Source organism: Caulobacter sp. GW821-FHT09A05, assembly GCF_059418465.1.
On sequence record NZ_JBWKPX010000008.1, the window covers coordinates 78,516 to 105,196 of the forward strand.

The 26,681-nt window shown below is 69.6% G+C and carries 19 protein-coding genes; 9 read left to right on the forward strand and 10 right to left on the reverse strand.

Annotated elements, in window-relative coordinates; all coding sequences use genetic code 11:
• Positions 1-104: 104 nt before the first annotated feature.
• From AC07NX_RS09990 to AC07NX_RS10015, 6 genes are all read right to left on the reverse strand, one after another.
• Positions 105-3,242: an efflux RND transporter permease subunit gene (locus tag AC07NX_RS09990; protein ID WP_494641404.1), complete on the reverse strand. Its 3,138-nt coding sequence runs from the start codon at positions 3,240-3,242 to the stop codon at positions 105-107.
• Positions 3,242-4,315, reverse strand: a complete 1,074-nt coding sequence (locus tag AC07NX_RS09995) for an efflux RND transporter periplasmic adaptor subunit (protein ID WP_494641406.1) — start codon at positions 4,313-4,315, stop codon at positions 3,242-3,244. The genes AC07NX_RS09990 and AC07NX_RS09995 overlap by 1 nt, the downstream gene beginning before the upstream one ends.
• Positions 4,312-5,811 (reverse strand): efflux transporter outer membrane subunit, encoded by a 1,500-nt coding sequence (locus AC07NX_RS10000; protein ID WP_494641408.1) that lies wholly within the window; start codon positions 5,809-5,811, stop codon positions 4,312-4,314. The genes AC07NX_RS09995 and AC07NX_RS10000 overlap by 4 nt, the downstream gene beginning before the upstream one ends.
• Before the next feature lie 55 nt (positions 5,812-5,866).
• A complete protein-coding gene (locus AC07NX_RS10005; RefSeq protein WP_494641410.1) occupies positions 5,867-6,367 on the reverse strand; it encodes a MarR family winged helix-turn-helix transcriptional regulator in 501 nt (166 codons plus the stop codon).
• A gap of 385 nt (positions 6,368-6,752) precedes the next feature.
• Positions 6,753-7,994 carry a TetR/AcrR family transcriptional regulator gene (locus AC07NX_RS10010; RefSeq protein ID WP_494641412.1) on the reverse strand — a complete coding sequence of 414 codons (1,242 nt, stop codon included), beginning with the start codon at positions 7,992-7,994 and terminating at the stop codon, positions 6,753-6,755.
• 169 nt (positions 7,995-8,163) lie between these two features.
• Positions 8,164-10,128 (reverse strand): response regulator, encoded by a 1,965-nt coding sequence (locus AC07NX_RS10015; RefSeq protein WP_494641414.1) that lies wholly within the window; start codon positions 10,126-10,128, stop codon positions 8,164-8,166.
• 128 nt (positions 10,129-10,256) lie between these two features.
• On the opposite strand from AC07NX_RS10015, the gene AC07NX_RS10020 reads away from it, so the two are divergent.
• The 4 genes from AC07NX_RS10020 to AC07NX_RS10035 all read left to right on the forward strand — a co-directional run bounded on the left by AC07NX_RS10020 (position 10,257) and on the right by AC07NX_RS10035 (position 16,717).
• Positions 10,257-11,483: a serine hydrolase domain-containing protein gene (locus tag AC07NX_RS10020; RefSeq protein ID WP_494641416.1), complete on the forward strand. Its 1,227-nt coding sequence runs from the start codon at positions 10,257-10,259 to the stop codon at positions 11,481-11,483.
• Between the two features lie 332 nt (positions 11,484-11,815).
• Complete coding sequence (locus AC07NX_RS10025) at positions 11,816-13,906, forward strand: 3-hydroxyacyl-CoA dehydrogenase NAD-binding domain-containing protein (RefSeq protein ID WP_494641418.1); 2,091 nt, start codon at positions 11,816-11,818, stop codon at positions 13,904-13,906.
• A gap of 148 nt (positions 13,907-14,054) precedes the next feature.
• Positions 14,055-15,605, forward strand: coding sequence for a class I adenylate-forming enzyme family protein (locus AC07NX_RS10030; protein WP_494641420.1), 1,551 nt, complete (start codon positions 14,055-14,057; stop codon positions 15,603-15,605).
• A 131-nt stretch (positions 15,606-15,736) separates the two neighbouring features.
• Positions 15,737-16,717, forward strand: a complete 981-nt coding sequence (locus tag AC07NX_RS10035; protein ID WP_494641422.1) for a DegT/DnrJ/EryC1/StrS family aminotransferase — start codon at positions 15,737-15,739, stop codon at positions 16,715-16,717.
• Between the two features lie 147 nt (positions 16,718-16,864).
• Here the strand turns inward: AC07NX_RS10035 and AC07NX_RS10040 are convergent, their stop codons facing one another.
• Complete coding sequence (locus AC07NX_RS10040) at positions 16,865-17,887, reverse strand: adenosine deaminase (RefSeq protein ID WP_494641424.1); 1,023 nt, start codon at positions 17,885-17,887, stop codon at positions 16,865-16,867.
• Between the two features lie 172 nt (positions 17,888-18,059).
• Between AC07NX_RS10040 and AC07NX_RS10045 the strand changes: the two genes are divergently transcribed.
• The gene (locus tag AC07NX_RS10045) at positions 18,060-18,443 is read left to right on the forward strand and encodes a hypothetical protein (RefSeq protein ID WP_494641426.1); all 384 of its coding nucleotides are present in this window, start codon (positions 18,060-18,062) and stop codon (positions 18,441-18,443) included.
• A 3-nt stretch (positions 18,444-18,446) separates the two neighbouring features.
• Here AC07NX_RS10045 and AC07NX_RS10050 read toward each other — a convergent pair whose 3' ends face one another.
• Positions 18,447-19,337, reverse strand: coding sequence for a pirin family protein (locus AC07NX_RS10050; protein WP_494641428.1), 891 nt, complete (start codon positions 19,335-19,337; stop codon positions 18,447-18,449).
• Between the two features lie 249 nt (positions 19,338-19,586).
• The gene (locus tag AC07NX_RS10055; protein WP_029589380.1) at positions 19,587-20,084 is read right to left on the reverse strand and encodes an Lrp/AsnC family transcriptional regulator; all 498 of its coding nucleotides are present in this window, start codon (positions 20,082-20,084) and stop codon (positions 19,587-19,589) included.
• 142 nt (positions 20,085-20,226) lie between these two features.
• Here AC07NX_RS10055 and AC07NX_RS10060 point away from each other — a divergent pair, with 142 nt between their 5' ends.
• On the forward strand, positions 20,227-23,679 hold the full coding sequence (locus AC07NX_RS10060) for an indolepyruvate ferredoxin oxidoreductase family protein (protein WP_494641431.1): 3,453 nt from the start codon (positions 20,227-20,229) through the stop codon (positions 23,677-23,679).
• 9 nt (positions 23,680-23,688) lie between these two features.
• On the opposite strand, the gene AC07NX_RS10065 is transcribed toward AC07NX_RS10060, so the two are convergent.
• Positions 23,689-24,804 (reverse strand): hypothetical protein, encoded by a 1,116-nt coding sequence (locus AC07NX_RS10065; protein ID WP_494641433.1) that lies wholly within the window; start codon positions 24,802-24,804, stop codon positions 23,689-23,691.
• Between the two features lie 146 nt (positions 24,805-24,950).
• On the opposite strand from AC07NX_RS10065, the gene AC07NX_RS10070 reads away from it, so the two are divergent.
• The 3 genes from AC07NX_RS10070 to AC07NX_RS10080 are packed head-to-tail and all read left to right on the forward strand — an operon-like array spanning position 24,951 to position 26,637.
• Positions 24,951-25,253 carry a hypothetical protein gene (locus AC07NX_RS10070; protein WP_494641435.1) on the forward strand — a complete coding sequence of 101 codons (303 nt, stop codon included), beginning with the start codon at positions 24,951-24,953 and terminating at the stop codon, positions 25,251-25,253.
• Positions 25,250-25,525 carry a type II toxin-antitoxin system RelE/ParE family toxin gene (locus tag AC07NX_RS10075; protein WP_494641436.1) on the forward strand — a complete coding sequence of 92 codons (276 nt, stop codon included), beginning with the start codon at positions 25,250-25,252 and terminating at the stop codon, positions 25,523-25,525. The genes AC07NX_RS10070 and AC07NX_RS10075 overlap by 4 nt, the downstream gene beginning before the upstream one ends.
• Positions 25,522-26,637 carry an NAD(P)/FAD-dependent oxidoreductase gene (locus AC07NX_RS10080; protein ID WP_494641438.1) on the forward strand — a complete coding sequence of 372 codons (1,116 nt, stop codon included), beginning with the start codon at positions 25,522-25,524 and terminating at the stop codon, positions 26,635-26,637. The genes AC07NX_RS10075 and AC07NX_RS10080 overlap by 4 nt, the downstream gene beginning before the upstream one ends.
• The last annotated feature ends 44 nt before the right edge of the window (positions 26,638-26,681 follow it).

Genomic DNA, 26,681 nt, shown 5'->3' on the forward strand with positions numbered 1-26,681 from the left:
CGACGCCTGAGCTCGGCGCTTTCGGCGGTCCCGGATCTGCGCCCGGCTCGCGCCGGGCTTGTCCGGGATGACAACCCTTCTGGGCTCCTGGTTGTGTCCAGCCCCTACAACCGATCCACCGGCGACAGCGTCGCCCCGTTCGCCTCGCGCGGGGTGGTCATGCGCGACAGCTTGGGGGTCAGCCAGCGCTCGATGTCGTCGACGATCTCGTAGACCACCGGCACCAGCACCAGGGACAGAACGGTCGAGGTGATCAGCCCGCCGATCACCGCCACGGCCATCGGCTGGCGGAATTCCGAGCCGGTGCCGATGCCCAGGGCGGTGGGCAGCATGCCGGCCATCATCGCCAGGGTGGTCATGATGATCGGCCGGGCCCGCTCGTGACAGGCGTCGAGGATGGCGTCGCGCTGGCTCATGCCGGCCCGCTCCTGCTCGATGGCGTACTCGACCAGCAGGATCGAGTTCTTGGCCGCCAGGCCCATCAGCATCAGGAAGCCGATCAGCGACGGCATCGACAGCGACTGGCCGGTGACCAGCAGGGCGAAGAACGCCCCGCCGATCGCCAGGGGCAGGGCCGACAGGATGGTGATCGGCTTGAAGAAGCTGCGGAACAGCAGCACCAGCACGCCGAACACCAGGCCGACCGCCGAGAGCAGGGCGATGGCGAAGCCGGTGAACAGCTCGACGAACGCCTCCTGGTCGCCGGCCGTGGCCGGGCCGACGCTGGGAGGCAGGTTCTTCATGGTCGGCAGCTTGCCCACGTCGGCCATGGCCTGGCCCAGCTGGGCGCCGTTGGCCAGGTCGGCCTCGATGGTCACCTGGCGCTTGCGGGCGAAGCGGTCGATCTTGGCCGGGCCGGCCTGGAACGACAGGTCGGCCACGGTGTCGAGCCGGGTCGTGCCGCCGCTGGCCGTGGGGATGCGCAGGGCGCCCAGGGCGTCGAGGTCGGCGCGGGTCTCGGCCGGCAGGCGCACGCGGATCGGGATCCGCCGCTCGCCCTGGGTCATCTTGGCGACATTGGCGTCGATGTCGCCGACCGTGGCCACCCGGGCGATGGCGGCGATGTCGGCGGCATTGACGCCCAGGCGCGCGGCCTCGTCGGGCTTGGGCCGGATGACGATCTCCGGACCGCTGGGCGGCGAGGACGGCCGCGGATCGGCCACCGTCGAGAGCTTCTGCATCTCGCGTTCGATCCGGGCGGCGGTGCGCTCCAGCAGCGGGCCGTCGTCGGAGATCAGGATGGTCTGGACCTCGGATGTGCCCCAGTCGCCCAGCAGGTTGACGCGGGCGTCGGGGATGTCGTGCAGGCCGTTGCGCACCGCCTGCTTGATCTGCGTCACCGTCAGGTCGCGCTTGCCGTTCAGCACGATGGTGATGGTGGCGTCGCGCAGGTCGGCGCCGCTCTGGCCGCCCCAGCCGCTGCCGATGTTCGACCCGACCTGGGCGAAGACGTGGGCGGTCTCGGGGCGCTTGCGGAACATGGCGGTCACCGACTGGACGGTGCGCTCCATGTCGGCCGTGGTCGCGCCCGGCGGCCCCTGGACCTTCAGGTAATAGTAGTTGGCGTTGCCGGCCGGCTGGAAGGCCGTGGGAATGAAGGCGGCCAGGGCGAACGAGCCGATTAGGATCAGGGTGCCGATGACGATGCTGAGGAAGCGGTGGTCCAGCGACCAGTCCAGCACGCCGCGATAGAAGCCCTCGAACTCGCGCCGCGGGTGCGGGTCCTTGGACGGCTTGAGGAAATAGGCGGCCAGCAGGGGCGTCAGCAGGCGGGCGACGACCAGCGAGAACAGCACGGCCACGGCGACGGTCAGGCCGAATTCCTTGAAGAACTGGCCGGGCGTGCCGGGCATGTAGGACACCGGCACGAACACCGCCACGATGGTGAAGGTGGTGGCCACCACCGCCAGGCCGATGGAGTCCGCGCCTTCCATGGCCGCCTGGAACGGCCTCTGTCCCCGTGAGACGCGTTTCTCGATATTCTCGATCTCGACCACGGCGTCGTCGACCAGGATGCCGATGACCAGGGTCAGGGCCAGCAGGGTCACGACATTCAGCGAGAAGCCCATGATCGCCATGAAGGCGAAGGTGGGGATCAGCGACACCGGCATGGCGATGGCGGTGATCAGGGTGGCGCGCCACTCGCGCAGGAACAGGAACACCACCAGCGAGGCCAGCAGCATGCCTTCCAGCAGGGTGTGCTCGGTGGCCGCGAAGCTGGCGCGGGTCTCGTCGACGGTCGAGAAGATCTTCACGAACGTCACGCCCGGCTGCTTGGCCTGCAGGACCTCGACCGCCTTCTTGACGTTGTCCTCGACGGCGACGTCGCTGGAGTCGCGGGTCTTCATCACCTGGAAGGCGACGACGGGCTTGCCGTCGAGCCGGGCGAAGCCGCGCTCTTCCTCGGCGCCCTGGCCGACCTGGGCCACGTCGGTCAGCTTGACGTAGCGGCCGCCGGACACCGGGATGGTGATGGCGCGCAGTTGCTCGACCGTGGTGGCCGCGCCCAGGACGCGCAGGGTCTGCTCGCGGCCGCCGATCTTGGCGCGGCCGCCGGGGGCGTCGACGCTGAAGCTGGCCAGGGCCTGGTTCAGCTGCGGGGCGGTAACGCCGAAGCTGGCCATGCGGTCGGGGTCGATGATGACGTTGATCTCGCGATCGACGCCGCCGACCCGGGCCACCTGGGCCACGCCCTTTTCGCCCTGCAGGGCGCGGGTGACGCTGTCGTCGATGAACCACGACAGCTCGGTGGCGCTCATGTTCGGGGCCGAGACGGCGTAGGTGATGATCGGGGCGCTGGTGATCTCCAGGCGCTGGACGATCGGCTCGTCCACCTCCCGGGGCAGGACGGCGCGGGTCTGGTCGACCTTGGAGCGCACCTCGTCGGTGACCTTCTGCAGGTCCTCGCCGAGGTTGAACTCGATGGTGGTGGTCGAGGCGCCCTGGACCACCGACGAGCGGATGGTCTTGACGTTGGAGATGCTGGCCACCGCGTCCTCGATGGGGCGGGTGACCTGGGTCTCCATCTCGCCGGGCGCGGCGCCGCTCTGGGTGACCGTCACGGTCACGGCGGGGAACTCGACATTGGGGAACTGCTTGATGGGCAGGCCCAGGTAGCAGCCGATCCCGGCGATGATCAGGGCGATGAACAGGACCGCGACGGGAATCGGGTTCTTGATCGCCCAGGCGGAAATGCGGAGTTCGCCCGTCTTGTGTTCGCCAGTCTTGTGTTCGGTAGCCATCAGCGGGCCGCCTGCTGGGTGGCGGAGGGGCGGATCACGTCGCCGTCGGTGACGAACGAGGCGCCGCCGAGCACGATGCGGGTTCCGGCCGGCGGGCCCTGGACGATCTGGGCCCAGCCGCCGCCCTTCTGGCCGATCTTCACCGGTGTCTGGTGGGCGCGGTTGGCGCCGTCGACGGTCATCACATAGAGGCCGTCGGCCTCGTAGCGGATCGCGGCCTCCGGAATGGCGGTGACCGGTGCGCCCGAGGCGCCGAAGGTGGCGCGACCGAAGCCGCCGGGGCGCAGGTCGGGGCGGACGGGCAGGCGCACCCGCACCTTGCCCAGGCGGCTGTTGCTGTCGACCCGCGGGCTGACCAGGCGCACGACGGCCGGCGCCGACTGGCCGCCGGGCAGGCTGACCTGGACCGGCTGGCCGGGGCGGATGCCGGCGAGGTCGGCCTCGTTGACCTCGGCGTCCAGCTCGACCAGGCCGTCGCGGGCGATGGTGAACCACGGCGTGGTCCCGCCGCCGGCGATCTGGCCCGGCTGGACGCCGCGCTGCAGGACCCGGCCGCTGACCGGGGCGGTGATGGTCATCCGCGAGACCCGGGTGCGCAGCTCGTTCAGCGCCGCCTCCTGGGCCTTGGCGGTATAGCGGCGGGTCTCGATCTGCTCCTGGCTGAGCACGCCCTGGCCGTCGAGGCCAGCCACGCGCTTGGCCTCGGCCTGGGCCTGGGCGGTCAGGGCCGCCTGCTGGTCGACCTGGGCGCGCAGCAGGGTGGCGTCCAGCTGGGCCAGGGGCTGGCCGGCCCGGACCCAGTCGCCCTCGTCGGCATAGAGACGGGCCACGCGGTAGCCGCTGAGCTCGGAGCCGACGGCGGCTTCCTCGCGCGAGACCAGTTGGCCCGAGGCCTCGACCCCGCCGCCCAGCGGCCGGGTCTCGACGGAGCCGACGCTGACGGTGCGGGCCTGGGCGGCGGCCGGCTGGGAGGCGGGTTTGTCCTTCTTGTCGCCGCAGGCGGTCAGGCCTGTCGCGGTGATCAGGATCATGGCGGCGAGCGCGGTGCGGGTCGTCATGGGAGAGGGTCTCATTTCGAGGAAACTTGGGTGGCGGCCGGCGACCAGCCGCCGCCCAGCGCCTTGTAGGTCTGGACGGCGTGCAGCAGGGCGTCGGTGCGCGCGCCGGTCAGGGCCGAGCGCGAGGCGCGCCAGGACTGTTCGGCCTGCAGGGTGGTGGTCAGGTCGATCAGGCCCAGGCCATAGCCCTTGCGGTTGGCCTCGTAGGCCCGCTGGGCGCGGGCCTCGCCGGCGGTCAGCAGGTCGACCCGGCGCTGGTCGGCCGCCAGTTGCAGCATGGCGTTTTCGGCCTCGCCATAGGCGGTCTGCACGGCCTTCTCGAAGGCGATGGCGGCCTGGCGGGTGCGGGCGTCCTGGGCGTCGATGTCGGCCAGCAAGGCCGGGATGTTCAGCACCGGGATCGAGACATCGGCCCCGATGGTCCAGGCCGCGCTGGTGGTCGAGGTCTTGCCGCCGCCGCCGCCGGCGAACGGGAACGACGGCTGGACGCTCTTGGTCAGGCCGACGCCGGGGGTGATGTTGAAGGTCGGCAGCAGGGCCAGCTCGTTGACCTTCAGCGTCCCGGAGGCCGAGGCCAGGCGGGCCTGGGCCTCGCGCACGTCCGGACGCCGGCCCAGCAGGTCGCCGGGGATGGCGGCGGGCACGGGCGGGGCCAGGTCCAGCCTGGCGTCGACCGGCAGGCTGGCCAGCGGGTCGATCCCGCGCCCGACCAGGATCAGCAGGCTGCGGCGCGCCGCGCCCAGCTGGGCCTCCAGGTTGGCGGCGCGGGCCTGGGTGTCGGCCAGGTCGGCCTCGGCGCGGTCGGCTTCCGAGGTGGCGATCAGGCCGGCCTTGGCCTTCTTGACCGCGAAGTCGCGCAGCGAGGTGTTGATGCGCTCGGTCTGGCGGGCGTCGTCCAGTTGCACCGCCAGGCCGCGGGCCTCGAAATAGGACTGGGCGACATTGGCGGCCAGCGAGGCGCGGGCGCCCTCGTAGGCGAAGCGGGCGGCGGCGAAGTCGTTGTTGACCACGCCCAGGCCCGCGCGCTTGCGGCCGAACAGGTCCAGCTCCCACGACACGTCGAAATTGGCGGCGTAGCTCTCGCTGTTTCCGCCCTGGGTGAAGCCGGCGGCGCCGCTGTTGTCGAGGATGTCGGTGTGGGTCTTGCTGGCGCTGCCGGTCAGGGGCGTGCCGGGGATCCAGATCTGGCGCACCTGGCCCTTGCGGACGGCGCGGGCCTCGTCCAGCACCGCGGCGGCGGTTCGGGCGTCGGGGGCCTTCTCCAGCGCCGTCTCGATCAGGCTGGTCAGCTGCGGATCGTTGAAGCTGGTCCACCAGTGGTCCAGGTCCGCCTGGGCCGCGCCGGCGGGCGCCTCGTAGGCGGCCGGCAGGCGGGTGTCGGGCGTCGGGCGCGGGGTGTTCACGCAGCCGGCCACGGCCAGGCTCGCCAGGCCCAGGCCCAGGCCCAGGCCCAGGGCCAGGAGGGAGGCCCCGGATCGGGATGGCCGTGGGCGCTGGCGCTCTCCGGTCATGACTTCACTCATCAACATTCACCTGCAGGCGTGGCCGAAGGGAAGGCGGCCGAATCTATTTCAATGGGGAGGCGGGACGACCGGCGACGGTCGCGTAGATGTCGACGACCTGGTCCAGGAAGCGCTCTATGACCTGGCGCTCGGCCGGCGACAGGCCGGCGATGACCCCGTCCAGCCCGTCGATCATCGGCGCCAGCCGTTCGAAGGCCCGATCCAGGGAGGCCGGCACGGGCATGACGCAGATCTTGCGCCGGTCGGTGGTCCGCCGCTCGCGGGCGACGTGGCCGGCTCGCTCCAGGCGATCGACGATCTGGGTGGCGGCGGCCGTGGTCACCTTCAGGTGCGCGGCCAGCTGGCCGGGGGTCATCGCGCCGTTGTTCAGCAGATGCTCCAGGGCGGCCATGTCGGTGACGTTGACGCCCAGGCTCTCGCCGATCTTGCGACCGATCTGGCGCGTCAGCATCGAGATGGTCTTCAGGCGCTGGGCGATCGGGTCGCTGGGCGTGGGCGGCCCGCGCCACGCTCCGGGTCCGCAAGGGGGATCGCTTCCTGACATGGCGGTGATCCATATTGTTAAGTGATTTAATAGTCAAATCGCTTAGCGATATGGCCAAGGCCCTCGAAGCGCCCGCCGTGCGCTCGACCACCAGAAGGCTCATGGCCGATCCCCAAAGACCAACGGCCGCCCGACCCCGGTGACCGATCAACGTTCGTTCAATTGGGTATGGAGGCGCCGAGATGAAAGGGCAGGGCGTCATCGCAATTTTCCCACCGGCGGTTGATGGCGGGTCCTTGCGAACGTCCGCGCTTTGGCCTGCCTGGGAATGACGAACCAGAGGCGCGCCTTGCGACATGGCGCGACGATTATTTTTGGCGAGCCGTTAGAGCCTTTTTAGAGCGTGGCACGCGCCGAAACCGCTCACACTTTCGGCTGCCACGCTCTACCGCGAAAACAGGCCCGTCAGCAGCGGCCGGGCGAACAGCCTGGCGGCTTCGTCGCGCTCCAGGCCAGGGACCCAGACCCCCAAGGAGGCGGCGGCGTTGAGCATCGAGTTGATCATGTGGGCCGCGATCATCGGATCGACCGCCCGGATCGAGCCCTCGGCCACGCCGTCGGAGATGATCGCCGCGAAACGCTCGGAGCCGCGGTTGTAGCCCTGGGCCATCTCGTGGCGGATCTCGATCGGCAGGGCCCCCATCGACGAGGCGCGCAGCAGCGGGCCGTGGTCCGACAGCTGGTAGGCGACCAGCGCCGCCGTCGCCGACGACAGCTGCTCCCAGCTGTCCCCGGCCAGGGCGCGGGCGTCGGCCTGGGCCTTGCGGGTGACGGCGAAGGTGCGCTCGAAGCACTCGACCACCAGGGCGTCCTTGTCCTCGTGGTGGTGGTAGAACGAGCCCTTGGTGACGTTCAGCTGGGCCGAGATGTCCTCGACCGAGGCCCCGCGATAGCCGCGCTGGTTGATCAGCCGGGTGGCGGCGACCAGGAAGGTCTCGCGCCATTCCTGGCCGTCGGGCGACCGCGGCGTCGGGTCGGGCAGGGCCAGCGGGGCCCAGGACGCGCCGGCGTCGGCGCCCTTCGGGGCCAGGCCATGGACCAGGATGTCGTACATCTTGTCGCGCACGCGGCCATAGTCCTCGACGTCGTAGCGGCGCAGCCACGAGCCCGACCAGAACACCTGCTCCAGCAGCAGGTGCGTGCGGGCGTTGCGGTCGCGCTTGTCGAGGTGGTCGAACTCCGGGCCCTCGAAGAAGCCGCGCACCCGGCGGAACAGGTCGTTGAACGCGCCCTGCACCGAACCGCGCAGCGGCTCCTTCAGGGCCCGCATCTCGGTGAAGCTGGTCAGGGGCGCGGCCTCGCCCAGGCGCACCTGGCGGTTCAGGTCGAGATACAGGTCCAGGAAGGCCAGCAGGCGGCTGGGCGCGTCCGGCGCCTTGGCGGCCTCGCCGACCAGGGCGTCGAAGCGCTCCAGGCCGCGCATGAAGCAGGCGGCCGCCAGATCGTCCTTCTTGCGGTAGTAATAGGTGACGCTGGTGGTGATCAGCCCGACCTTGGCGGCGACGTCGGCCAGGGTCATGCCCTTGACGCCCTGCCGGTTCAGGATCGCCGTGGCCGCGGCGAGGATCGCCTCTTTCTTCTTGGCGTACCGCTCGGTGGCGGGGCTTGCGATCCGGCCGTCGTCCATCTGTCGCCCCCTTGTCCGCGGTCTCGCGCAGCGCCCTTGGACCCGCGAGTCCAGATTTAGGAAGCCCGGTCTTCGCGACAAGGCGCGCGACCCGCTTCGGCGCCGCTTTCGTGCGCCCGGAATCTTGCAGCTGTGTTGCGGGATTGAGGCGGCGACGTGGTTCGAAGGCCTAGAACGCCCGGGCCGCCGGCTCGGAACCCGTATCCGCCGACGGGCCCAGCACGGCGGCGATCGCCTGGACCAGGGCGGCGGGCGACAGGGGCTTGGCCACCGCGCCGTTCATGCCGGCGGCGACATAGGACGCCCGCTGGTGCGCCAGAGCGTTGGCGGTCATGGCGATGATCGGGGTCGCGCCCGCCTCGCCGCCCAGGCCGCGGATGCGTCGGGCGGCCTCGACGCCGTCCATGCCCGGCATCTGGATGTCCATGAAGATCAGGTCGAAGCCGGGCGCGGCGCGCTCGACGGCCTCGACGCCCTGGGCGCCGTCGTCGGCGGTCTCGACCCGCGCGCCCATCGCCTGCAGCAGCCGGCCGGCGATCAGGCGATTGGTGGGGTTGTCCTCGACGATCAGCACGCGCACGCCGGCCAGCAGCGCGGTGTCGGCCTCTTCGGCGGGCGCGGCCGCCTCCGAGGCGGGCGGGGCCGCGATCTCCAGCCAGAACAGCGAACCGCCCTCCGGCGGGCTGGAAAAGCCGATGTCGCCGCCCATCAGGATCGCCAGGCGCCGGGTGATGGCCAGCCCCAGGCCGGCCCCGCCGAAGCGGCGCGTGGTCGAGCCGTCGGCCTGGCTGAAGCGCTGGAACAGGCCGTCGGCCGTGGCCTGGTCGATGCCGACGCCGGTGTCCTGGATCTCGAAGCGCAGGCGCCGCTCGCCCGGCCGGTCCGCGCGGGTCAGGCGCGCCTGGACGCCGCCTTCCAGGGTGAACTTCACGGCGTTGCCCAGCAGGTTGAACAGTCCCTGGCGCAGCCGCAGAGGGTCCGCGCCGACCCAGCCGATCCCGGGATCGACCGAGACCGTCAGGGTCAGGCCCTTCTGCGTGGCCTGGGGCCGCAGCAGGTCGGCGACGCTGCGCAGCACGGCGGCCGGATCGATCGGCTCGGCATGCATCTCCAGCTTGCCGGCCTCGATCTTCGAGAAGTCGACGATGTCGTTGAGCAGTTCCGACAGCATGGCCCCGCAGGCCAGCGCCTCGGTCAGCAGCTGGCGGCCGTCGGCCGAGAGCGTCTCGCGCTTGAGCAGGTGCATGACCCCCAGCACCCCGTTCATCGGGGTGCGGATCTCGTGGCTCATATTGGCCAGGAACTGGGACTTGGCCTCGGCCGCCTCGAGCGCGGCGTCGCGGGTGGCGACCAGTTCGGTGACGTCCTGGCTGATGCCGATCACGTCCCAGGCCCTGGCGTTGGCCCCTCGCACCCCACGCCAGGCGGAGCGCATCCACACCCAGGTCCGGTTGGCCGGGTCGAAATAGCGATAGGTCAGCAGGTGATGGTCGCCGGTGGCCAGGGTCTGGCTGAACGCCTCCCACACCATCTGCCGGTCGTCGACATGGACCGAGGCGGTCATCTCGCCCATGGTCATGGTCCGCACGCCGCCCTGGGGCGAGGACAGGGTGGGGACGTCCTGCTCGAAGACATAGACCCCCTTGCGCGGGTCGAACCGCCAGACATAGACGCCGGCGGCGTTGCGCAGCAGCTCGTTGGCGCGCTCGGACTGCTGGCGCTCGATCCGTCGGGCGCGGTCCTCGGTGAAGTCCTGGAACACGATGACCAGGGCGTCGCGTCCGAACGCCTCGGGCAGCAGCTTGGATTGCGAGCGGACCCACAGCCAGCCCCCGCCCTTGCGGGCCAGGCGATGCTCGGAGCGGGCCTCGCCCTGCTCGCGCAGGGTCGCGCCGACGCCGCGAAGGGTGTCGGTGTCGTGCAGGTGGAAGAAGTCGCGGATGGGCCGGCCCAGGGTGTCCTCGGGCGCCCAGCCGGTCAGCCGGGTCCAGGCCGGATTGACGCGGAGGATCGCGTCGTCCTCCAGCACCACGAACATGTCGAGGCTGCTTTCGAAGAACCAGTCGGCGGCCGCCTGTTCTATGCTGGACGCCATGGGGTCCCCGAACGGCTTGTCGCGCAAGTGCTTGCCCATCGCCGTTCCCTAGTTTTCAATCGATATGCGCATGATCAGGTAAAGGACGCGTTGCAACGTACCGCCTCTTCGATCCGCGCCAAGAACACGACGCCGACTCCTCCCGAGCGGCCGCAGGAGGACTAACCTTGAGCACGCCCGAAGCCGTGGGTCTGTCGTCGGACAGACTGAAGCGCATCGACGCCTTCATCCAGGAGCGCTATGTCGCACCCGGAAAACTGCCCTGCGCCCTGGTCCAGGTGTGGCGTCGCGGCCAATTGGCCCACACGACGATCCTGGGCGCGGCGGACAGGGAGCGCGGGCTGCCGCTGAAGGCCGACAGCCTGTTCCGCATCTATTCGATGACCAAGCCGATCACCTCGATCGCCTTCATGATGCTGGTCGAGGAGGGCAAGGTCGCGCTGGACGATCCGGTGCACCGGTTCATCCCGTCGTGGAAGACGCTGGGCGTGTTCCAGGCCGGCGTGGCGGGCGCCTTTCTGACCCGGCCGGTCGACCAGCCGATGCGGGTCCTGGACCTGCTGCGCCACACCGCCGGCCTGACCTACGGCTTCCAGCAGCGTTCCAACGTCGACGCGGCCTATCGCAAGCTGAAGCTGGACGGGGTCGACAGCGAAGGCGGGCTGGAGGCCTTCGTCGAAGCCTTGGGAACCGTGCCGCTGGAGTTCTCGCCGGGCGAGGCCTGGAACTATTCGGTGGCCACCGACGTGCTCGGCTACCTGGTCCAGGTGATCTCCGGCCAGCCGTTCGACCAGTTCCTGAAGGAGCGCGTCTTCGACCCGTTGAAGATGGTCGACACCGGCTTCTTCGTGCCCGACGACCAGCGCCATCGCTTCACGGCCTGCTATACGCTCAATCCGAAGGGCCAGGTGGTGCTGCAGGACGACCCGGTCACCAGTCGCTACCTGTCCGACCCGCCGGTGAAGTCCGGCGGCGGCGGGCTGGTCTCGACCGCCGACGACTATATGCGCTTCTGCCGCATGCTGCTGAACGGCGGCGAGCTGGACGGGGCGCGGATCGTCAGCCCCAAGACCCTCAGGCTGATGACCATGAATCACCTGCCGGGCGGGCGGGAGCTGACGGAGATGTCCAGGTCGCTGTTCAGCGAAACGGTGTTCGAGGGCCTGGGCTTCGGCCTGGGCTTCGCCGTGACGGTGGACCAGGCGCGGACCCGGAACCTGGGTTCACTGGGCGAATATTCCTGGGGCGGCATGGCCTCGACCGCCTTCTGGATCGACCCCGTCGAGGACCTGGCGGTGGTGTTCATGACCCAGCTGATCCCGTCCAGCACCTATCCGATCCGGCGCGAGTTGCGGACGCTGGTCTATGCGGCTCTGACGGAGAGCAACGCCTAGGATCTGTGGACAGTTGACGGTCTTGGGCCGAATTCCTCGTCCTTCGACAAGCTCAGGATGAGGAATTCTACTCAACCGCCTTACCAGTAGCCCTCATCCTGAGCCTGTCGAAGGACGAGGGCGCGGCCGCGACGCCTAACGCCTAATGGTCCACAGAACCTAGAGCATTCGCGCGTCTTTCGAGGCTCGCCATGCTGGCGCTTCGAAGCCGCTTGGCGAGGCCGCGGCCACGCCCAGATGTCCGGCGACGCGACGGACCCCTGGACTTCGGCGACGGGTCGTGCAGGGTTGCTTCAAACAACCGTTCAAACTCAAGAACGCCAATCTCAGGGGTGAAGCAAGCCATGGCCGCGATCAACAACGTCACGGATCTGACCGTCGAAGGCGACATCGGGGTCGTCACGCTCAACTCGCCCCCGGTCAACGCCCTGTCGGCGGCTGTGCGCGAAGGGCTGAAGGGCGCGTTCGAGCAGGCGATCGCCGATCCGGCGGTCAAGGCGATCGTGCTGATCTGCGAGGGCAAGACCTTCATCGCCGGCGCCGACATCACCGAGTTCGGCAAGGCCATGACCGGTCCCTCGCTGCAGGAGGTGCAGGAGGTCATCGAGAACGCGCCCAAGCCCGTCGTCGCCGCGATCCACGGCACGGTGCTGGGCGGCGGGCTGGAGGTGGCGCTGGTGGCGCACTACCGCGTCGCCGTCCCGTCGGCCAAGGCGGGCCTGCCGGAGGTGAACATCGGCCTCCTGCCCGGGGCCGGCGGCACCCAGCGCCTGCCGCGCGTCGTCGGCGTCGAGAAGGCGCTGGAGATGGTGACCACCGGCCAGCACGTGCCGGCCAAGGCCGCCCTGGCCATGGGCCTGTTCGACAGCCTGGTCGAGGAGGGCGCGCTGCGCGACGGGGCCATCGCCTTCGCCCGCATGGTGCTGGCCGAGGACAAGCCCCTGACCCGCATCCGCGACCAGAACGCCAAGGTCGAGGCGGCGCGCGGCCAGCCCGAGATCTTCAGTGAATTCCGCAAGGCCAACGCCCGCAAGTTCCGTGGCTTCAAGGCCCCCGAGTACAACATCCAGTGCATCGAAGCGGCGGTGAACCTGCCGTTCGACGAGGGGCTGAAGGAAGAGCGGCGGCTGTTCATGGAGCTGATGACCGGCAGCCAGTCGGCCGCCCAGCGCCATGTGTTCTTCGCCGAACGCCAGGCCGCCAAGATTCCCGACGTGCCGGACGACACCCCGATCCTCCCGGTCAGGAAGGTGGGCGTCATCGGGGCCGGCACCATGGGCGGCGGCATCTCGATGAACTTCCTCAACGCCGGCGTCCCGGTGACGATCATCGAGGCCAAGGCGGAGAACCTGGATCGCGGGGTCGGGGTGATTCGCAAGAACTACGAGAACACCGCCAAGAAGGGCCGGCTGACCCAGGACGACGTCGAAAAGCGCATGGCGCTGCTGACCCCCTCGATGAACCTCGAGGACCTGGCCGACTGCGACCTGATCATCGAGGCGGTCTTCGAGCTGATGGAGATCAAGCAGGAGGTGTTCGGCAAGCTGGACAAGATCGCCAAGCCCGGCGCGATCCTGGCCTCCAACACCTCCTACCTCGACATCGACGTGATCGCGGCCGCGACCTCCCGGCCCGAAAGCGTGATCGGGCTGCACTTCTTCTCGCCGGCCAACGTCATGCGGCTGCTGGAGATCGTGCGCGGCGAGAAGACCGGCAAGTCGGTGATCGCCACGTCGATGCAGATCGGCAAGAAGATCGGCAAGGTCGCGGTGCTGGTCGGCAGCTGCCACGGCTTCGTGGGCAACCGCATGCTGGCCCAGCGCCAGCGCGAGGCCACCAGCCTGATCCTGGAAGGGGCCATGCCCTGGGACGTTGACCGCGTGCTCTACGACTTCGGCCTGCCGATGGGGCCATTCGCGATGAGCGACCTGGCCGGCCTCGACATCGGCTGGGACCCGGCCAAGACCAGTTCGTCCACCGTCCGCGAGGTGCTGTGCGAGATGGATCGCCGCGGCCAGAAGAACGGCAAGGGCTTCTACGACTACGACGAGAACCGCGTCGCCAAGCCCTCGCCGGTGGTCGAGCAGGTGATCCTGGACTTCGCCGAGAAGCATCAGATCCAGCGGCGCGAGATCAGCGACCAGGAGATCCTGGAGCGGTGCCTCTATCCGATGGTCAACGAGGGCGCCAGGATCCTGGAGGAGGGCAAGGCCATCCGGGCCTCCGACATCGATACGGTCTGGATCAACGGCTACGGCTGGCCGGTCTATACCGGCGGCCCGATGTTCTGGGGCGAGCTGGTGGGCCTGGACAAGGTGCTGGCCGGAATGAAGGCGTTCCAGGAAAAGCACGGCGACGACTTCAAGCCGTCGGCCCTGCTGGAACGGCTGGTCGCCGAGGGCAAGGGGTTCAGGGACGCTTGAGGCGGCGCCCCCTCAGTCGCTCCGCGACAGCTCCCCCAGAGGGGGAGCATCTGCTCGGCGCGGGCCTGGACCCTCCCCCTCTGGGGGAGGTGGCCCGGAGGGCCGGAGGGGGCCTGCCGCACTTCAGTTGCTTTGGGGTGAGACGACCATGACCACCATCGCCGACATGATGACCGCCGACTATGGCGTGATGGGCGACATCCTGCGGCGGCGGACGATGGAGGCTCCCGATCATCCGGCCGTGATCCTGGAAACCGGCGAGGCGGTGACCTACGCCCAGTTCGACGCTCTGGCCGACCGCGTCGCCGCCGCCCTGCAGCGCGACGGGGTCAGGCAAGGCGAGGCCGTCGCCGTCTGCGCCCTGTCGTCGATCCCCTACGCGGCCCTGTTCCTGGGCGCCCTGCGGGCCGGCGTCGCGGTCGCGCCCCTGGCCCCGTCCTCGACGCCCGAGGCCATCGCCGGCATGGTCGCCGACTGCGGCGCGCGGCTGGTCTTCCTGGACGCCGGCGTGGCGGAGGCGCAAGGGCCCGCGCCGATCGCGGCCCGCCACGTCGCCCTGGACGGCGCCGACTTCGCCGAGGCCTTCGACGCCTGGCTGGCCCCGGCCGGCGCCGTCCCGGCCCCCGTGACGATCGAGCCCGACGACCCGTTCAACATCATCTATTCCAGCGGCACAACCGGCGCGCCCAAGGGCATCGTCCAGTCGCACGGCATGCGCTGGAAGCACGTGTTCCGCGGCGACGCGGTGGGCTATGGGCCCGAGGCGGTGACCCTGCTGTCGACGCCGCTCTATTCCAACACCACCCTGGTCTGCTTCTTCCCCACCCTGGCGGGCGGCGGGACGGTGGTGCTGATGAAGAAGTTCGACGCCGGCCGCTATCTCGAACTGGCCCAGCGACATCGCATGACCCACACCATGCTGGTGCCGGTGCAGTACCGCCGGCTGATGGACCGGCCCGACTTCGGCGACTTCGACCTGTCGTCGACGGAGCTGAAGTTCTGCACCAGCGCCCCGTTCGCGGCCGAGCTGAAGGCGCAGGTCCTGGCCCGCTGGCCGGGCGGCCTGGTCGAATACTTCGGCATGACCGAGGGCGGGGGAACCTGCATCCTGATGGCCCACGAGCATCCGGACAAGCTGCACACGGTGGGCCGCCCCGCGCCCGGCCACGACATCCGGCTGATCGACGAGGACGGCGTCGAGGTGGGGCCGGGCGTGGTCGGCGAGATCGTCGGCCGCTCGGCGGGCATGATGAACGGCTATCACGGCCAGCCCGGCAAGACCGCCGAGGCGACCTGGATCTCGCCCGAGGGGCTGAGCTTCATCCGCACCGGCGATGTCGGCCGGTTCGACGAGGACGGCTTCCTCACCCTGATGGATCGCAAGAAGGACATGATCATCAGCGGCGGCTTCAACATCTATCCCAGCGACATCGAGGCGCAGATCGTCCAGCACCCCGAGGTGATCGAGGCGGCGGTGGTCGGCGTGCCGTCCGACGCCTGGGGCGAATCGCCGGTGGCCTTCGTGGCGCTCAAGCCCGATGCGCGAATTGACGCGGACGGGTTGAGGTCATGGGTCAATGCTCGCCTGGGTAAGACCCAGCGGCTGGTCGACCTGAAACTGGTGGAATCCCTGCCCCGCAGCCATATCGGCAAGGTCCTGAAGCGCGACCTGCGCGATGGATGGACGGCTTCTGCCTAGGTCGAAGATTCCCGCCACATTTTTGCCGCGACGGCGCGCCGCATCCGGGGGCGGCGAGTCACTCGATACGTTCTCTTAACCATAACGGCGCCGTGGTGTGACGGAGCCGGATTGTTCGGAAGCGACGTGTGATGCAAGCTCTCCCCAAGGTGTCGACGGAAGCCCGCAAGCAGGCCAAGGCCGAGGCGGCCCTCGCCGCCGCTGGCGTCCCGCTGGACTTCGCGGCCGTGGAGAAGGTGCTTCGACAGGGCCTGACGCAAGGCCTCGACGCTCGGCTGGCCGACCGCTTCGACCGTCCCACCGCCGTCCGCGCCGTCTCCACCCGGGTCGCCGCCCTGATCGCCGCCCTGGTCGCCTCGGGCGTGCGGCGCGGCGGCGTCTGCATCGTTCCGGCCCTGGCCTCGGCCGCCACCCTGGAGGCCATCGCCGGCGCCGGCCTGCGGCCCTGGCTGGTCGACGTGGATCCCTGCAGCTGGATGTTCGATCCGGCCCACCTGCGCGAGCGCCTGGGCGAGGCCCCGCCGCCGATCGAGGCCATCGTCCCCACCTGCGCCTTCGGCCGCGCCCCGGACATGACCGCCTGGGCCGCCTTCCAGCGCGAGACCGGCTTGCCGATCGTGGTCGACGCCACCGACGGCTTCGACGTGGTCATGGACGCCCCGGTCCCCGTCATCGTCGGCCTGCCCGGCGGGCGGGGCGTGTTCGTGGCCAGCCAGGACGCCGACTTCATCGCCAGGCTCGACGCCCCGGCCTTCGTCGGCGACGCCGGGCTCGAGGGTTGGTCGGGCCAGCGCCTGCGCCTGGCCACCGCCGCCCAGCGCCTGCGCATGCTGCTGCTGGGCGCCCGGGTTGGTTTCCAGCCGGGCTGGGGGATGAGCTGGGTGTCGGACGCCTGGGTCGTCAGCCTGGCGGAAGGAACCGCCCCGATCGTGGCCGCCAGGCTGGCGGAAATGGGCTACGCCACCAATCCCGTCGGTCCGGGCGTCGCCATCCGCGACCAGACCCCCGTCGCCGACCGCCTGGCCAAGTCGGTGCTGAGCCTGCCGTTCCACGCCGACCTGGGCATCGCCGAGCTGGACGAGCTGGCCGAAGCGGTAAGGAAGGCGCTTTAGTCCCTACATGGCTCCGCTCATCCCGGCGAATGCCGGGACCCAGATCCCATAGCGGTGTGGCGGGTCGGAAAGGCTCAGCGCGATTGGCGTCAGCCTCAAAGCCATTTCATCTGGGTCCCGGCATTCGCCGGGATGAGCGGATTTTAGTTAGGCCGCGGCCGCCACATAGGCGTCGACCGCCGCCACCCGTTCGGCCTTCTCGGCCTCGCCCAGGAACGACCCCGTGAAGCTGTTCCGGGCCAGGGTCGCCAACTCGTCCCGCGTCAAGCCCACCGCTTCCGCCGTCTGGAGGTAGTTCTCCAGCAGGTAGCCGCCGAAATAGGCCGGGTCGTCGGAATTGACCGTGGCCTTCAGGCCCAGCTTCAGCATGCGCTTGAGCGGATGGTCCTTCAGGTCGGACACGCCGCAAAGCTTCAGGTTCGACAGCGGGCACACGGTCAGGGTCGTGCCGTCCTGCACCAGGCGGGCGGTCAGGCAGTCGTCCTCCAGGGCGCGGTTGCCATGGTCGATGCGGTCGACATCGAGGATGTCCACCGCCTCCCAGACATAGGCCGGGGGGCCTTCCTCGCCGGCATGGGCCACGACCTTCAGCCCCAGGTCACGGGCCGCCTGCATCACGCGGGCGAACTTGGCGGGGGGGTGGCCGACCTCGGAGGAATCCAGCCCGACCCCGGCGATCTTGTCGAGATAGGGCTTGGCCTGCTCCAGGGTGGCGAAGGCGGCGGCCTCGTCCAGGTGGCGCAGGAAGCAGAGGATCAGCTTGGAGGTGACGCCCAGCGTGGCCCGCGCCTCCTCCATGCCCGCCGTCAGGCCGGCGATCACCGTGCCGAACGCCACGCCGCGGTCGGTGTGGGTCTGGGGGTCGAAGAAGATCTCGGCGTGGGTCCCGCCGTCGGCCTTCAGACGGCGGAAATAGGCCAGGGCCAGGTCCTTGAAGTCGGCCTCCGTCAGCAGCACGCCCGCGCCCTGGTAATAGATGTCCAGGAAGTCCTGCAGGTTGGAGAAGGCGTAGGCGGCGCGGATCTCGTCCACGGACTTGTAGGGCAGGGTCACCCCGTTGCGCGCGGCCAGGGCGAACATCAGCTCGGGCTCGAGGCTGCCCTCGATGTGCATGTGCAGCTCGGCCTTGGGCAGGCCGCGGACGAAGGTTTCGAGGGCGGTGTCGGTCATGACCACGTTATGAGCGCTTGGGGCGGGGGTGTTCAAGTAGATGCTCCCCTCTGAGACGCTGTCGCGAAGCGACTGAGGGGGAGCGGTACGCATGCCGAGGCACCCTTCCGGCCTTTTCGGGCCCCCAGAGGAGGAGATCTTTCACCCCGGCCCAATGTGCTAGAAGCCCCGCGTGACCACCGACCAACGTCCCGCCCCCATCGAAGACCTCGGCCCCGACATCGGGTTCGCCGAGGCCCAGGCCGCCGCCCTGTACGGCCGCGACTATCGCAAGGCCCTGGCCAGCGACGACGGCTTCCAGCGGCTGGACGCGGTGGAGCGGCTGGCGCGGGCCCGCGCGGCGCTGTCGACCCAGGAGGTGGCGGTGATGGACATGGCCGCCGGGCGCGGTCACGCCCTGGCTGAGATCGTCCGCCTGACCGGCCGCGAGGCGGCGTTCGTCGAGACCCTGTTCCTGGGCGCCTGCGCCAAGCTGGTGATCCACTACCAGGCCGTGGGTGAGGCCGATGACGAGGTCGGGCCGGGACCGCTCAGGCTGCCGGGGCCGTTCCTCTAGGCCTCACGACATCGGCGGGGGCGGGGGCGGCGGCTCGGGCAGGGGGGGGAATTCCTGGTCGTCCAGGTCGGGCAGCTTCATGCGCTGGGCCTTCCAGTCGGCCTTGGCCTGCTCGATCCGCTCCTTGGACGAGTGGACGAAGTTCCACTCGATGAAGCGCGGCCCGACCGGCTCGCCGCCCAGCAGCATGACGGTGGAGGGCTCCAGGGCCTCGAAGGTGATCGTCTCGCCGGGCTTGAACACCGCCATCTGGCCCGCGTGCAGCACCTGGCCGGCGGCTTCGACCTTGCCGATCGCGACATAGGCGGCGCGCTCGGGATATTCGGCCGGCAGGCCGGCCTTGGCGCCGGCGGCCAGTTCCCAGTGCACGTAGAACAGCGGCGAGAACACCGGCACCTTGGCCTCGGCGCCGAACGCCTTGCCCGCCACCAGGGCGGCCTTCAGGCCGTTGGCCTCGTAGACCGGCATCTCGTCGCGCGGATGGTGCGAGAAGGCCGGGGCGACCTCCTCCTGGCCGTCGGGCAGGGCCACCCAGGCCTGGATGCCGTGCATGGCGCCGCCATGCTCGCGCAGGTGCTCGAAGCGCTCGGAGTGGGTGATGCCGCTGCCGGCGGTCATCCAGTTGACCTCGCCCGGCCGGATGTCGACCTGCGAGCCGACGCTGTCGCGGTGGGTGATCTCGCCCTCGAACAGGTAGGTCAGGGTCGACAGGCCGATATGCGGGTGCGGGCGCACGTCGACGCTGCGCGGGAAGCCGGGCTGGAAGGCCACCGGGCCCATATGGTCGAAGAAGGTGAAGGGGCCCACCATCCGCCGGCTGTGGAACGGCAGCACCCGCCCCACCTCGAAGCCGCCGAGATCCTTGCGGCGCTGGTCGATGACGAGGTCGATCATGGGGGGGCTCCGGGACGCTGGAGCCTTGAGTGTGAAGGGCGCGGGGAGGGGATTCTAGAAGAAATCGATGGTCGCGGTCCTTCTCCCCTTGCGGGAGAAGGTGTCAGCCGAAGGCTGACGGATGAGGGGTCTCTCAAACGAAAGACGCCGCGACCGGCCTTTCGGCTTGTCGCGGCGTTGGATGTTTATCGACCCCTCATCCGACCGCTTCGCGGCCACCTTCTCCCGCAAGGGGAGAAGGAAGAAGGCCTACCCCAGCGGGCTCACATACGGGCTGACCAGCCCCAGCGGCACGGCTGTTGAGTTCTTGACCCCGCGGATGACGATCCGGCTCTCGATATTGCTGACCAGGCCCAGCGACAGCAGCTTGTCGCGCAGGAACTCGTCGAAGGCGCGCATGTCGCGGGTGACGATTCGCAGCTCGTAGTCGGCCGCGCCGGTCACCGTGGCGCATTGCACCACCTCGGCCCACTTGGCCACCGCCTGTTCGAAGACCTCGAGGTTTTCCTTGGTCGGCAGCGACAGCTTGGCCGTGCAATAGACCTCGAAGCCCAGACCCAGCTTCTCGCGATCCAGGATGGTCACGCGGCGCTGGATGACCCCCGCGTCCTCCAGCCGCTTGATCCGCCGCCAGCACGGGCTGGACGACAGGCCGACTCGCTCGGCGATCTCGGCGACGGACAGTCCGGCGTCGTGTTGGATGAGATCCAGGATCTTGGCATCCACGGCGTCGAGTTGTTCGGACAAGAATTCCTCCCCCCAGAGGGTGATTGGCGCGTTGATCTTGCGCAAAGCGGCCTTGGGACGGGCACACCTTGGGCAAACAATTTCCCCGTTTCTATAAGATATTGCTGAGCGGGCGAGAAGACCCGGGAGGAATTTTTTTGCTATGCGGCACTCGGAAGTCACGCTCGACGACAAATATCTGCTCGAAGATGGTCGCGCGTTCATCACCGGCGTGCAGGCGCTGATCCGAGTCCTCCTCGACCGAAAGCGCCTGGACACCCGGGCCGGGCTCAATACGGCGGGCTTCCTTTCCGGCTATCGCGGCTCGCCCCTGGGCGGGCTGGACCAGCAGGCGGCCCGCATGTCCAAGCTGCTCACCGCCCATGACGTGGTCTTCAAGGAAGGCCTGAACGAGGACCTGGCCGCCACCGCCGTCTGGGGCAGCCAGCAGGCCAACCTGTTCCCGGGCGCGACTCACGACGGCGTCTTCGGCATGTGGTACGGCAAGGCGCCGGGCGTGGATCGCACTGGCGATGTCTTCAAGCACGCCAATTTCGCCGGCAGCTTCCCGACCGGCGGCGTGCTGGCCGTGGCCGGCGACGACCACGCCTGCAAGAGCTCGACCCTGCCGTCGCAGTCGGAATTCGCTTTCCAGGACTTCGAAATGCCGGTGCTGTCGCCGGCCGACGTGCAGGAGGTGCTCGACTACGGCCTGCTGGGCATCTCGATGTCGCGGTTCAGCGGCCTGTGGACCGGCATGATCGCCCTGGCCGACACCATGGATTCGGGCGTGACCATCGACGTCTCGCTGGACCGCCACGGGCTGGTGATCCCCGAGTTTCCGATGCCGCCCGGCGGGCTGGGCATCCGGCTGAAGGATCAGCCGATGGAGAAGGAGCGGCGCCTGCGCCTGCACAAGATCCCCGCCGCCCTGGCCTTCGCCCGCGCCAACCATATCGACCGCGTGGTGCTGGGCGCCTCGCACGTGCGGGTGGGCAAGGCGCGCCTGGGCATCGTCTGCCAGGGCCAGGCCTACAAGGACGTGCTGGAGGCCTTCACCGCCATGGGCATGAGCCTGGAGGAGGCCGCCGATCTGGGCGTGTCGATCTACAAGGTCGGCATGCCCTGGCCGCTGGAGCCCCTGGGCCTCCGCGGCTTCGCGGCCGGCCTCGAGACCCTGATGGTGATCGAGCACAAGCGCGGCCTGATCGAGCCGCAGGCGCGAGCCGCGCTCTACGACCTGCCGGCCCATGCCCGCCCTCGGATCATCGGCAAGCTGGACGAGCACGGCCATCCGCTGCTGTCGGAGCTGGGCTCGCTGTCGGTGGCCGAGATCGCCCTGGCCATCTATGACCGCCTGCCGCCGGGCCCGCACATGGACCGGGCCCAGGCCTATCTGAACCGCGTCTCGGCCGCCGGCGTCGCCGCCGTCAGCCTGGCCGCCGACCAGGCCCGCAAGCCGTTCTTCTGCTCGGGCTGCCCGCACAACACCTCGACCAAGCTGCCCGAGGGCAGCCGCGCCCTGGCCGGCATCGGCTGCCACTACATGGCCGGCTTCAACGATCCGATGACCGACCTGAACACCCACATGGGCGGCGAAGGCCTGACCTGGGTGGGCGCCGCGCCGTTCACCACCGAAAAGCACGTGTTCCAGAACCTGGGCGACGGCACCTACAACCACTCCGGCTCGCTGGCGATCCGGGCCGCCATCGCGGCGGGCGCCAACATCACCTACAAGCTGCTGTTCAACGACGCCGTGGCCATGACGGGGGGGCAACGCGCGGAAAGCGGCTTCACCCCCGCCCAGATCACCCGCCAGCTGGCCAGCGAAGGCGTGGCCCGCACGGTGATCGTGGTCGACGAACTGGAACGCTACCAGGGCGTCACCGATCTCGCCCCCGGCGTCGACGTCTTCCCGCGGTCAGAGCTGATGAGCGTGCAGAAGATGCTGCGCGACACCCCCGGTACGACGGTGCTGCTCTACGACCAGACCTGCGCCACCGAAAAGCGCCGCCGCCGCAAGCGCGGGACCCTGGCCAAGGCCACCAAGCGCGTGTTCATCAACCCGCTGGTCTGCGAGGGCTGCGGCGACTGTTCGATCAAGTCCAACTGCGTGTCGGTGGAGCCGCTGAACACCGAGTTCGGCCGCAAGCGCAAGATCAACCAATCGACCTGCAACCAGGACTACAGCTGCGTCGACGGCTTCTGCCCCTCGTTCATCACCCTGGAGGGGGCCGAGGGCGCCAAGGCCAAGAAGGCCCCGGCCCTGACCGCCGACTCCACGCCCCTGCCGGCGTTCGACGACTTCCATGGCGTGCGCAGGATCATCTTCACCGGAGTTGGCGGCACCGGGGTGACCACCGTGGCCTCGATCCTGGCCATGGCCGCCCATGTCGACGGACGGGCCGGCAGCGTGGTCGACATGACCGGCCTGGCCCAGAAGGGCGGGGCGGTGTTCAGCCACGTCAAGATCGGCGAGACCGAGGAGACCGTGGTCGGTGGCCGCGTGCCGGCCGCCAGCGCCGACGTGCTGATCGCCTGCGACATGCTGGTGGCCGCCTCGCCCGAGGGCCTGTCGCTGTACGCCAAGGACCGCACCGCCGCCTTCGGCAACAGCGACTTCGCCCCGACCGCCGACTTCGTCACCAGCCGCGACATCCGCTTCGACAGCGGGGCCATGGCCCGGCGGATCAAGGGCGCGGTGAAGAGCTTCGACTCCTGCCCGGCCCAGCACCTGGCCGAGACCCAGTTTGGCGACGCCATCTTCGCCAACATGATCATGGTCGGTTTCGCCTGGCAGCGCGGGGTGATCCCGCTGTCCAGCCGCGCGGTCTACCGCGCCATCAAGCTGAACGGCGTCGATTATGAGTCCAACTTGGCCGCGTTCGAGCTGGGCCGTCGCGTGGCGCACGATCCGGCCGCGATGGGCCCCTCAAGCAAGCAGGGGGGCGACGCTGACGTGCCGACGCCGGAGACGATGCCGCTGGACGACCTGATCGCCCGGCGCGCCGCCGACCTGGTCGCCTACCAGAACCAGGCCTATGCCGACCGCTACGCCGCCAAGGTGGCCAAGGTCCGTGCGGCGGAGGTCGCGGCCGGCGGCGAGGAGAAGGGCCTGCCCCTGACCCGGGCCGCGGCGGTGAACCTCTACAAGCTGATGGCCTACAAGGACGAGTACGAGGTCGCCCGGCTCTATACCGACGGCCGTTTCGCGGCCGAGCTGGCCGGGACCTTCAAGGGCGGCAAGGCCAAGGTCTGGCTGGCCCCGCCGATCCTCGCCCCCAAGGACAAGGACGGCCGGCCGCGCAAGATGGCCTTCGGCGGCTGGATGCTCGACGTCGCCTTCCCGATGATGGCGAGGATGAAGGGCCTGCGCGGTGGTCCGCTGGACGTGTTCGGCAGGACCGAGGAGCGCCGCATGGAGCGCGGTCTGATCGCCGACTACGAGACCACCCTGGACCGCCTGGCCGGCGGCCTGACGCCCGAGCGCCTGCCCCTGGCCGCCCGCATCGCCTCGGTCCCGCAGGACATCCGCGGCTACGGCCACGTCAAGGACGCGTCGGTGGCCAAGGCCAGGGCCGAGGCGGCGACCTTGTGGAGCCAGTGGGCGGGGTAGCGTCCTTTCCTACCGCTGCGCCGTCCCGTCAGAGCGATCCGGCTTGACGCCCGTGGCCCGGATGTTGGTCACCGACTGCAGGATGCCGAACCAGAACGGCGAGCCCAGCGACACCGCCAGGCCGGTGATCGCCAGGCCCAGCAGGGTCAGGAAGATCTTCGCCGTCGCGCTCCAGCCGCTGCGGTAGGGCGTCTTGCAGGCGGAGGACGGCCGCTTGCTGGGCGGCTGGGACGACAGCGGTTCATGAACCAGGGCGCAGAGGCCCTCCTGGCTCCAGCCGATCGGCAGGGGCAGGTCCTGGGCGAGATCCGCCGCGCTCTGGCCGCCGTCGCAGGCGCAGTCCGGCGCTGCGGCCTCGTCGCCCTCGGCCGGGGCCGCCGCCGGCGCGGGCGGGGGCGCGGGCGCGGCCAGGTTGGCCTCGACGTCGCGCGCCTCGCTGGCGCCTTGAGCCGACTGCGAGGCCTGAGCGACCAGGCCGGCCCGCGCCACCGGGTCGCGCCACAGGTTGTCGATCAGCTGCAGGGAATTGACGTTGAAGGCCACGGCCACGGCGAAGCCGGCCCAGAAGGTCAGCCGATGGATCCAGCGCTTGTAGGTGCCGCTGGTGCGGTCCATCGCCCGGTCGAACCAGGTGGCGACGTTCTGCTGGAACACGTCGAGCTTGCCCTCGGCGTCGTCGAGCATCGGCAGCAGGGCGGCCTTCAGGGGCTCGTTGTTCTCGATGCCGGCGACGGCGGCCTTCAGCTGGGCGAAGCTGAGATGGGTCGTTTCGGACGGTTTCAGCGTCTCGGTCAGGGCGACGGCGAAGGTCTTGCCCGGGATGTACGAGGGGGCGTTCTTCAGCAGCGCCCCGCGCTTGGTGCCGTGGTCCTCGGCCAGGTTGTGCGACTTCAGGGCGTTGATCAGCGGGTGGTTCCAGACCGCGCACATCTGCGGCGACCAGTCGCCGGACTTGGCCTCCGCCCCGTCGCCGCCCAGCAGGCTCTGCACCCGCCTCAGCAGGAATTCGCTGCGCTTGTTGAGGAAGCTGGAGATGTATTCGTTCAGCGCGGTGACGAACAGGCTGACCAGCAGGTAGACGAAGATCAGCCCGATCGCGACATCGAGCGCGGCGCCGAAGTTCATGATGCCCTTCCCTGAGACGCCGGCCCCGGGACCCTGTCCTGACGGCCGCCGCGCCCTCAACCTTGTCGGGTAAGGTTTCACAGCTCTCGAAAAAGGGCAACGAAGCTTGGTGGCGGGGTCGACGGCGGGCGTGGTAGGCTGGAGGCATGAACAAGCCGGTTCAGCCCAAGCCCGTGACGGTGACGCTCAGGCCCGAGGACGCCTTCGACCTCGGCGAGCGCGTGGCGCGGGGCGAGTTCTCGTCGATCGACGAAGCGCTGGCGGCCGAGCTGGCCGAACTGAATTATCGCCGAGCCGCCGAACTCATGGGCGGCGGCGACAGGCTGGAGCGCTTTCTCAACGAGCTCGAGGCCGAGACGGTCGATCCCAAGGATTATCTGGACGTCAACGTGGTCTTCGAGGACCTGCTGGCGGATCTCGAGGCGCGCGCCGAGGCCGCGGGAGAGTGAGCCGCAGGCTTGTGGTGACGCCGCGCGCGTTGCGCGACCTGAAGCAGATCGGCGACTATATCGCGGCTGACAGCCCCCGCGCGGCCGTGCGGCTCGTTTCGGCGCTGCGAGCGGACTTGGGCAAGCTGGCTTCCTTTCCTTTCATGGCCCAGGCGGTTGGTGGTCACTCTCGCTTTCGCCGGCTTCCCCATGGAGCCTATGTCGTCTTCTACGAAGTGACGGACGACGCGGTTCTGGTCCGCTCCATCGTGCATTCGGCGACCCTAAAATGACTCAAGAGTTCGATTTCGACGCCGTCGTAGTGGGCGCCGGCGCCGTCGGTTTGGCCTGCGGCTACGCCCTGTCCCAGCGGGGCCTGGCGGTGGCCGTGCTGGAGCGCGAGGGCCACATCGGCCAGGGCGTGTCGTCGCGCAATTCCGAGGTGATCCACGGAGGGCTCTACTATCCGACCGGCTCGCTGAAGGCGCGGTTCTGCGTCCAGGGCCGGCGGCGGCTCTATGCGTTCCTCGACCAGCATCACGTCGACTACAAGAAATGCGGCAAGCTGGTCGTGGCCACAAGCGAGGGCGAGATCCCGCGGCTGGAAGCGATCTACGACCAGGCCCTGGCCAACGAGGTCGAGGGCATGGAGCGCCTGACCGGCGCCCAGGCCCGCGCCCTGGAACCAGGGCTGAACGCCCACGCGGCCCTGCTGTCGCCGGAAAGCGGGGTGTTCGCCAGCCACGACTACATGCTGGCCCTGCAGGGCGAGATCGAGGCGGCCGGCGGGGCGGTGGTGGTCAACACGCCGTTCGAGGGGGCGACGCCCCTGGGGGGCGGCGGCTTCACCGTGCGGATTGGCGGGGCCGAGCCCGCCAGCCTCGCGTGCCGCCTGCTGGTCACCGCGCCCGGCCTGTCCGCCCAGGCCGTGGCCGCGACCATCGAGGGCTTCCCCGCCGACCAGATCCCCGCGGGCCACTACGGCAAGGGCGTCTATTTCCGGCTGGCCGCCAAGGCGCCGTTCCAGCGGCTGATCTATCCGCCGCCGATCCACGGGGCGCTGGGCACCCACTACCGCAACGACCTGGGCGGCCAGGCGGTGTTCGGGCCCGACCTGGAATATGTCGCGGTCCCCGACTATTCGGTCGATCCGGCCAAGGCCGCGGCCTTCGCCGACTATATCCGCAAGTTCTGGCCGGACCTGCCGGCCGACCGGCTGGTTCCCGACTATGCCGGGGTGCGGCCCAAGATCCACGGACCGGACGAGCCGCAGCCCGACTTCCAGCTGCGCGGCGCCGACAGCCACGGCCTGCCGGGTCTGATGGCGCTGTTTGGCGTCGAGAGCCCGGGCCTGACCAGCTCGCTGGCGATCGGCGAGGAGGTCGCGCGGCGGCTGGCGGGGTAGCGGGACGCACGGCGTCTGCCACCAACTCCCGCTTCGCGCGTTGC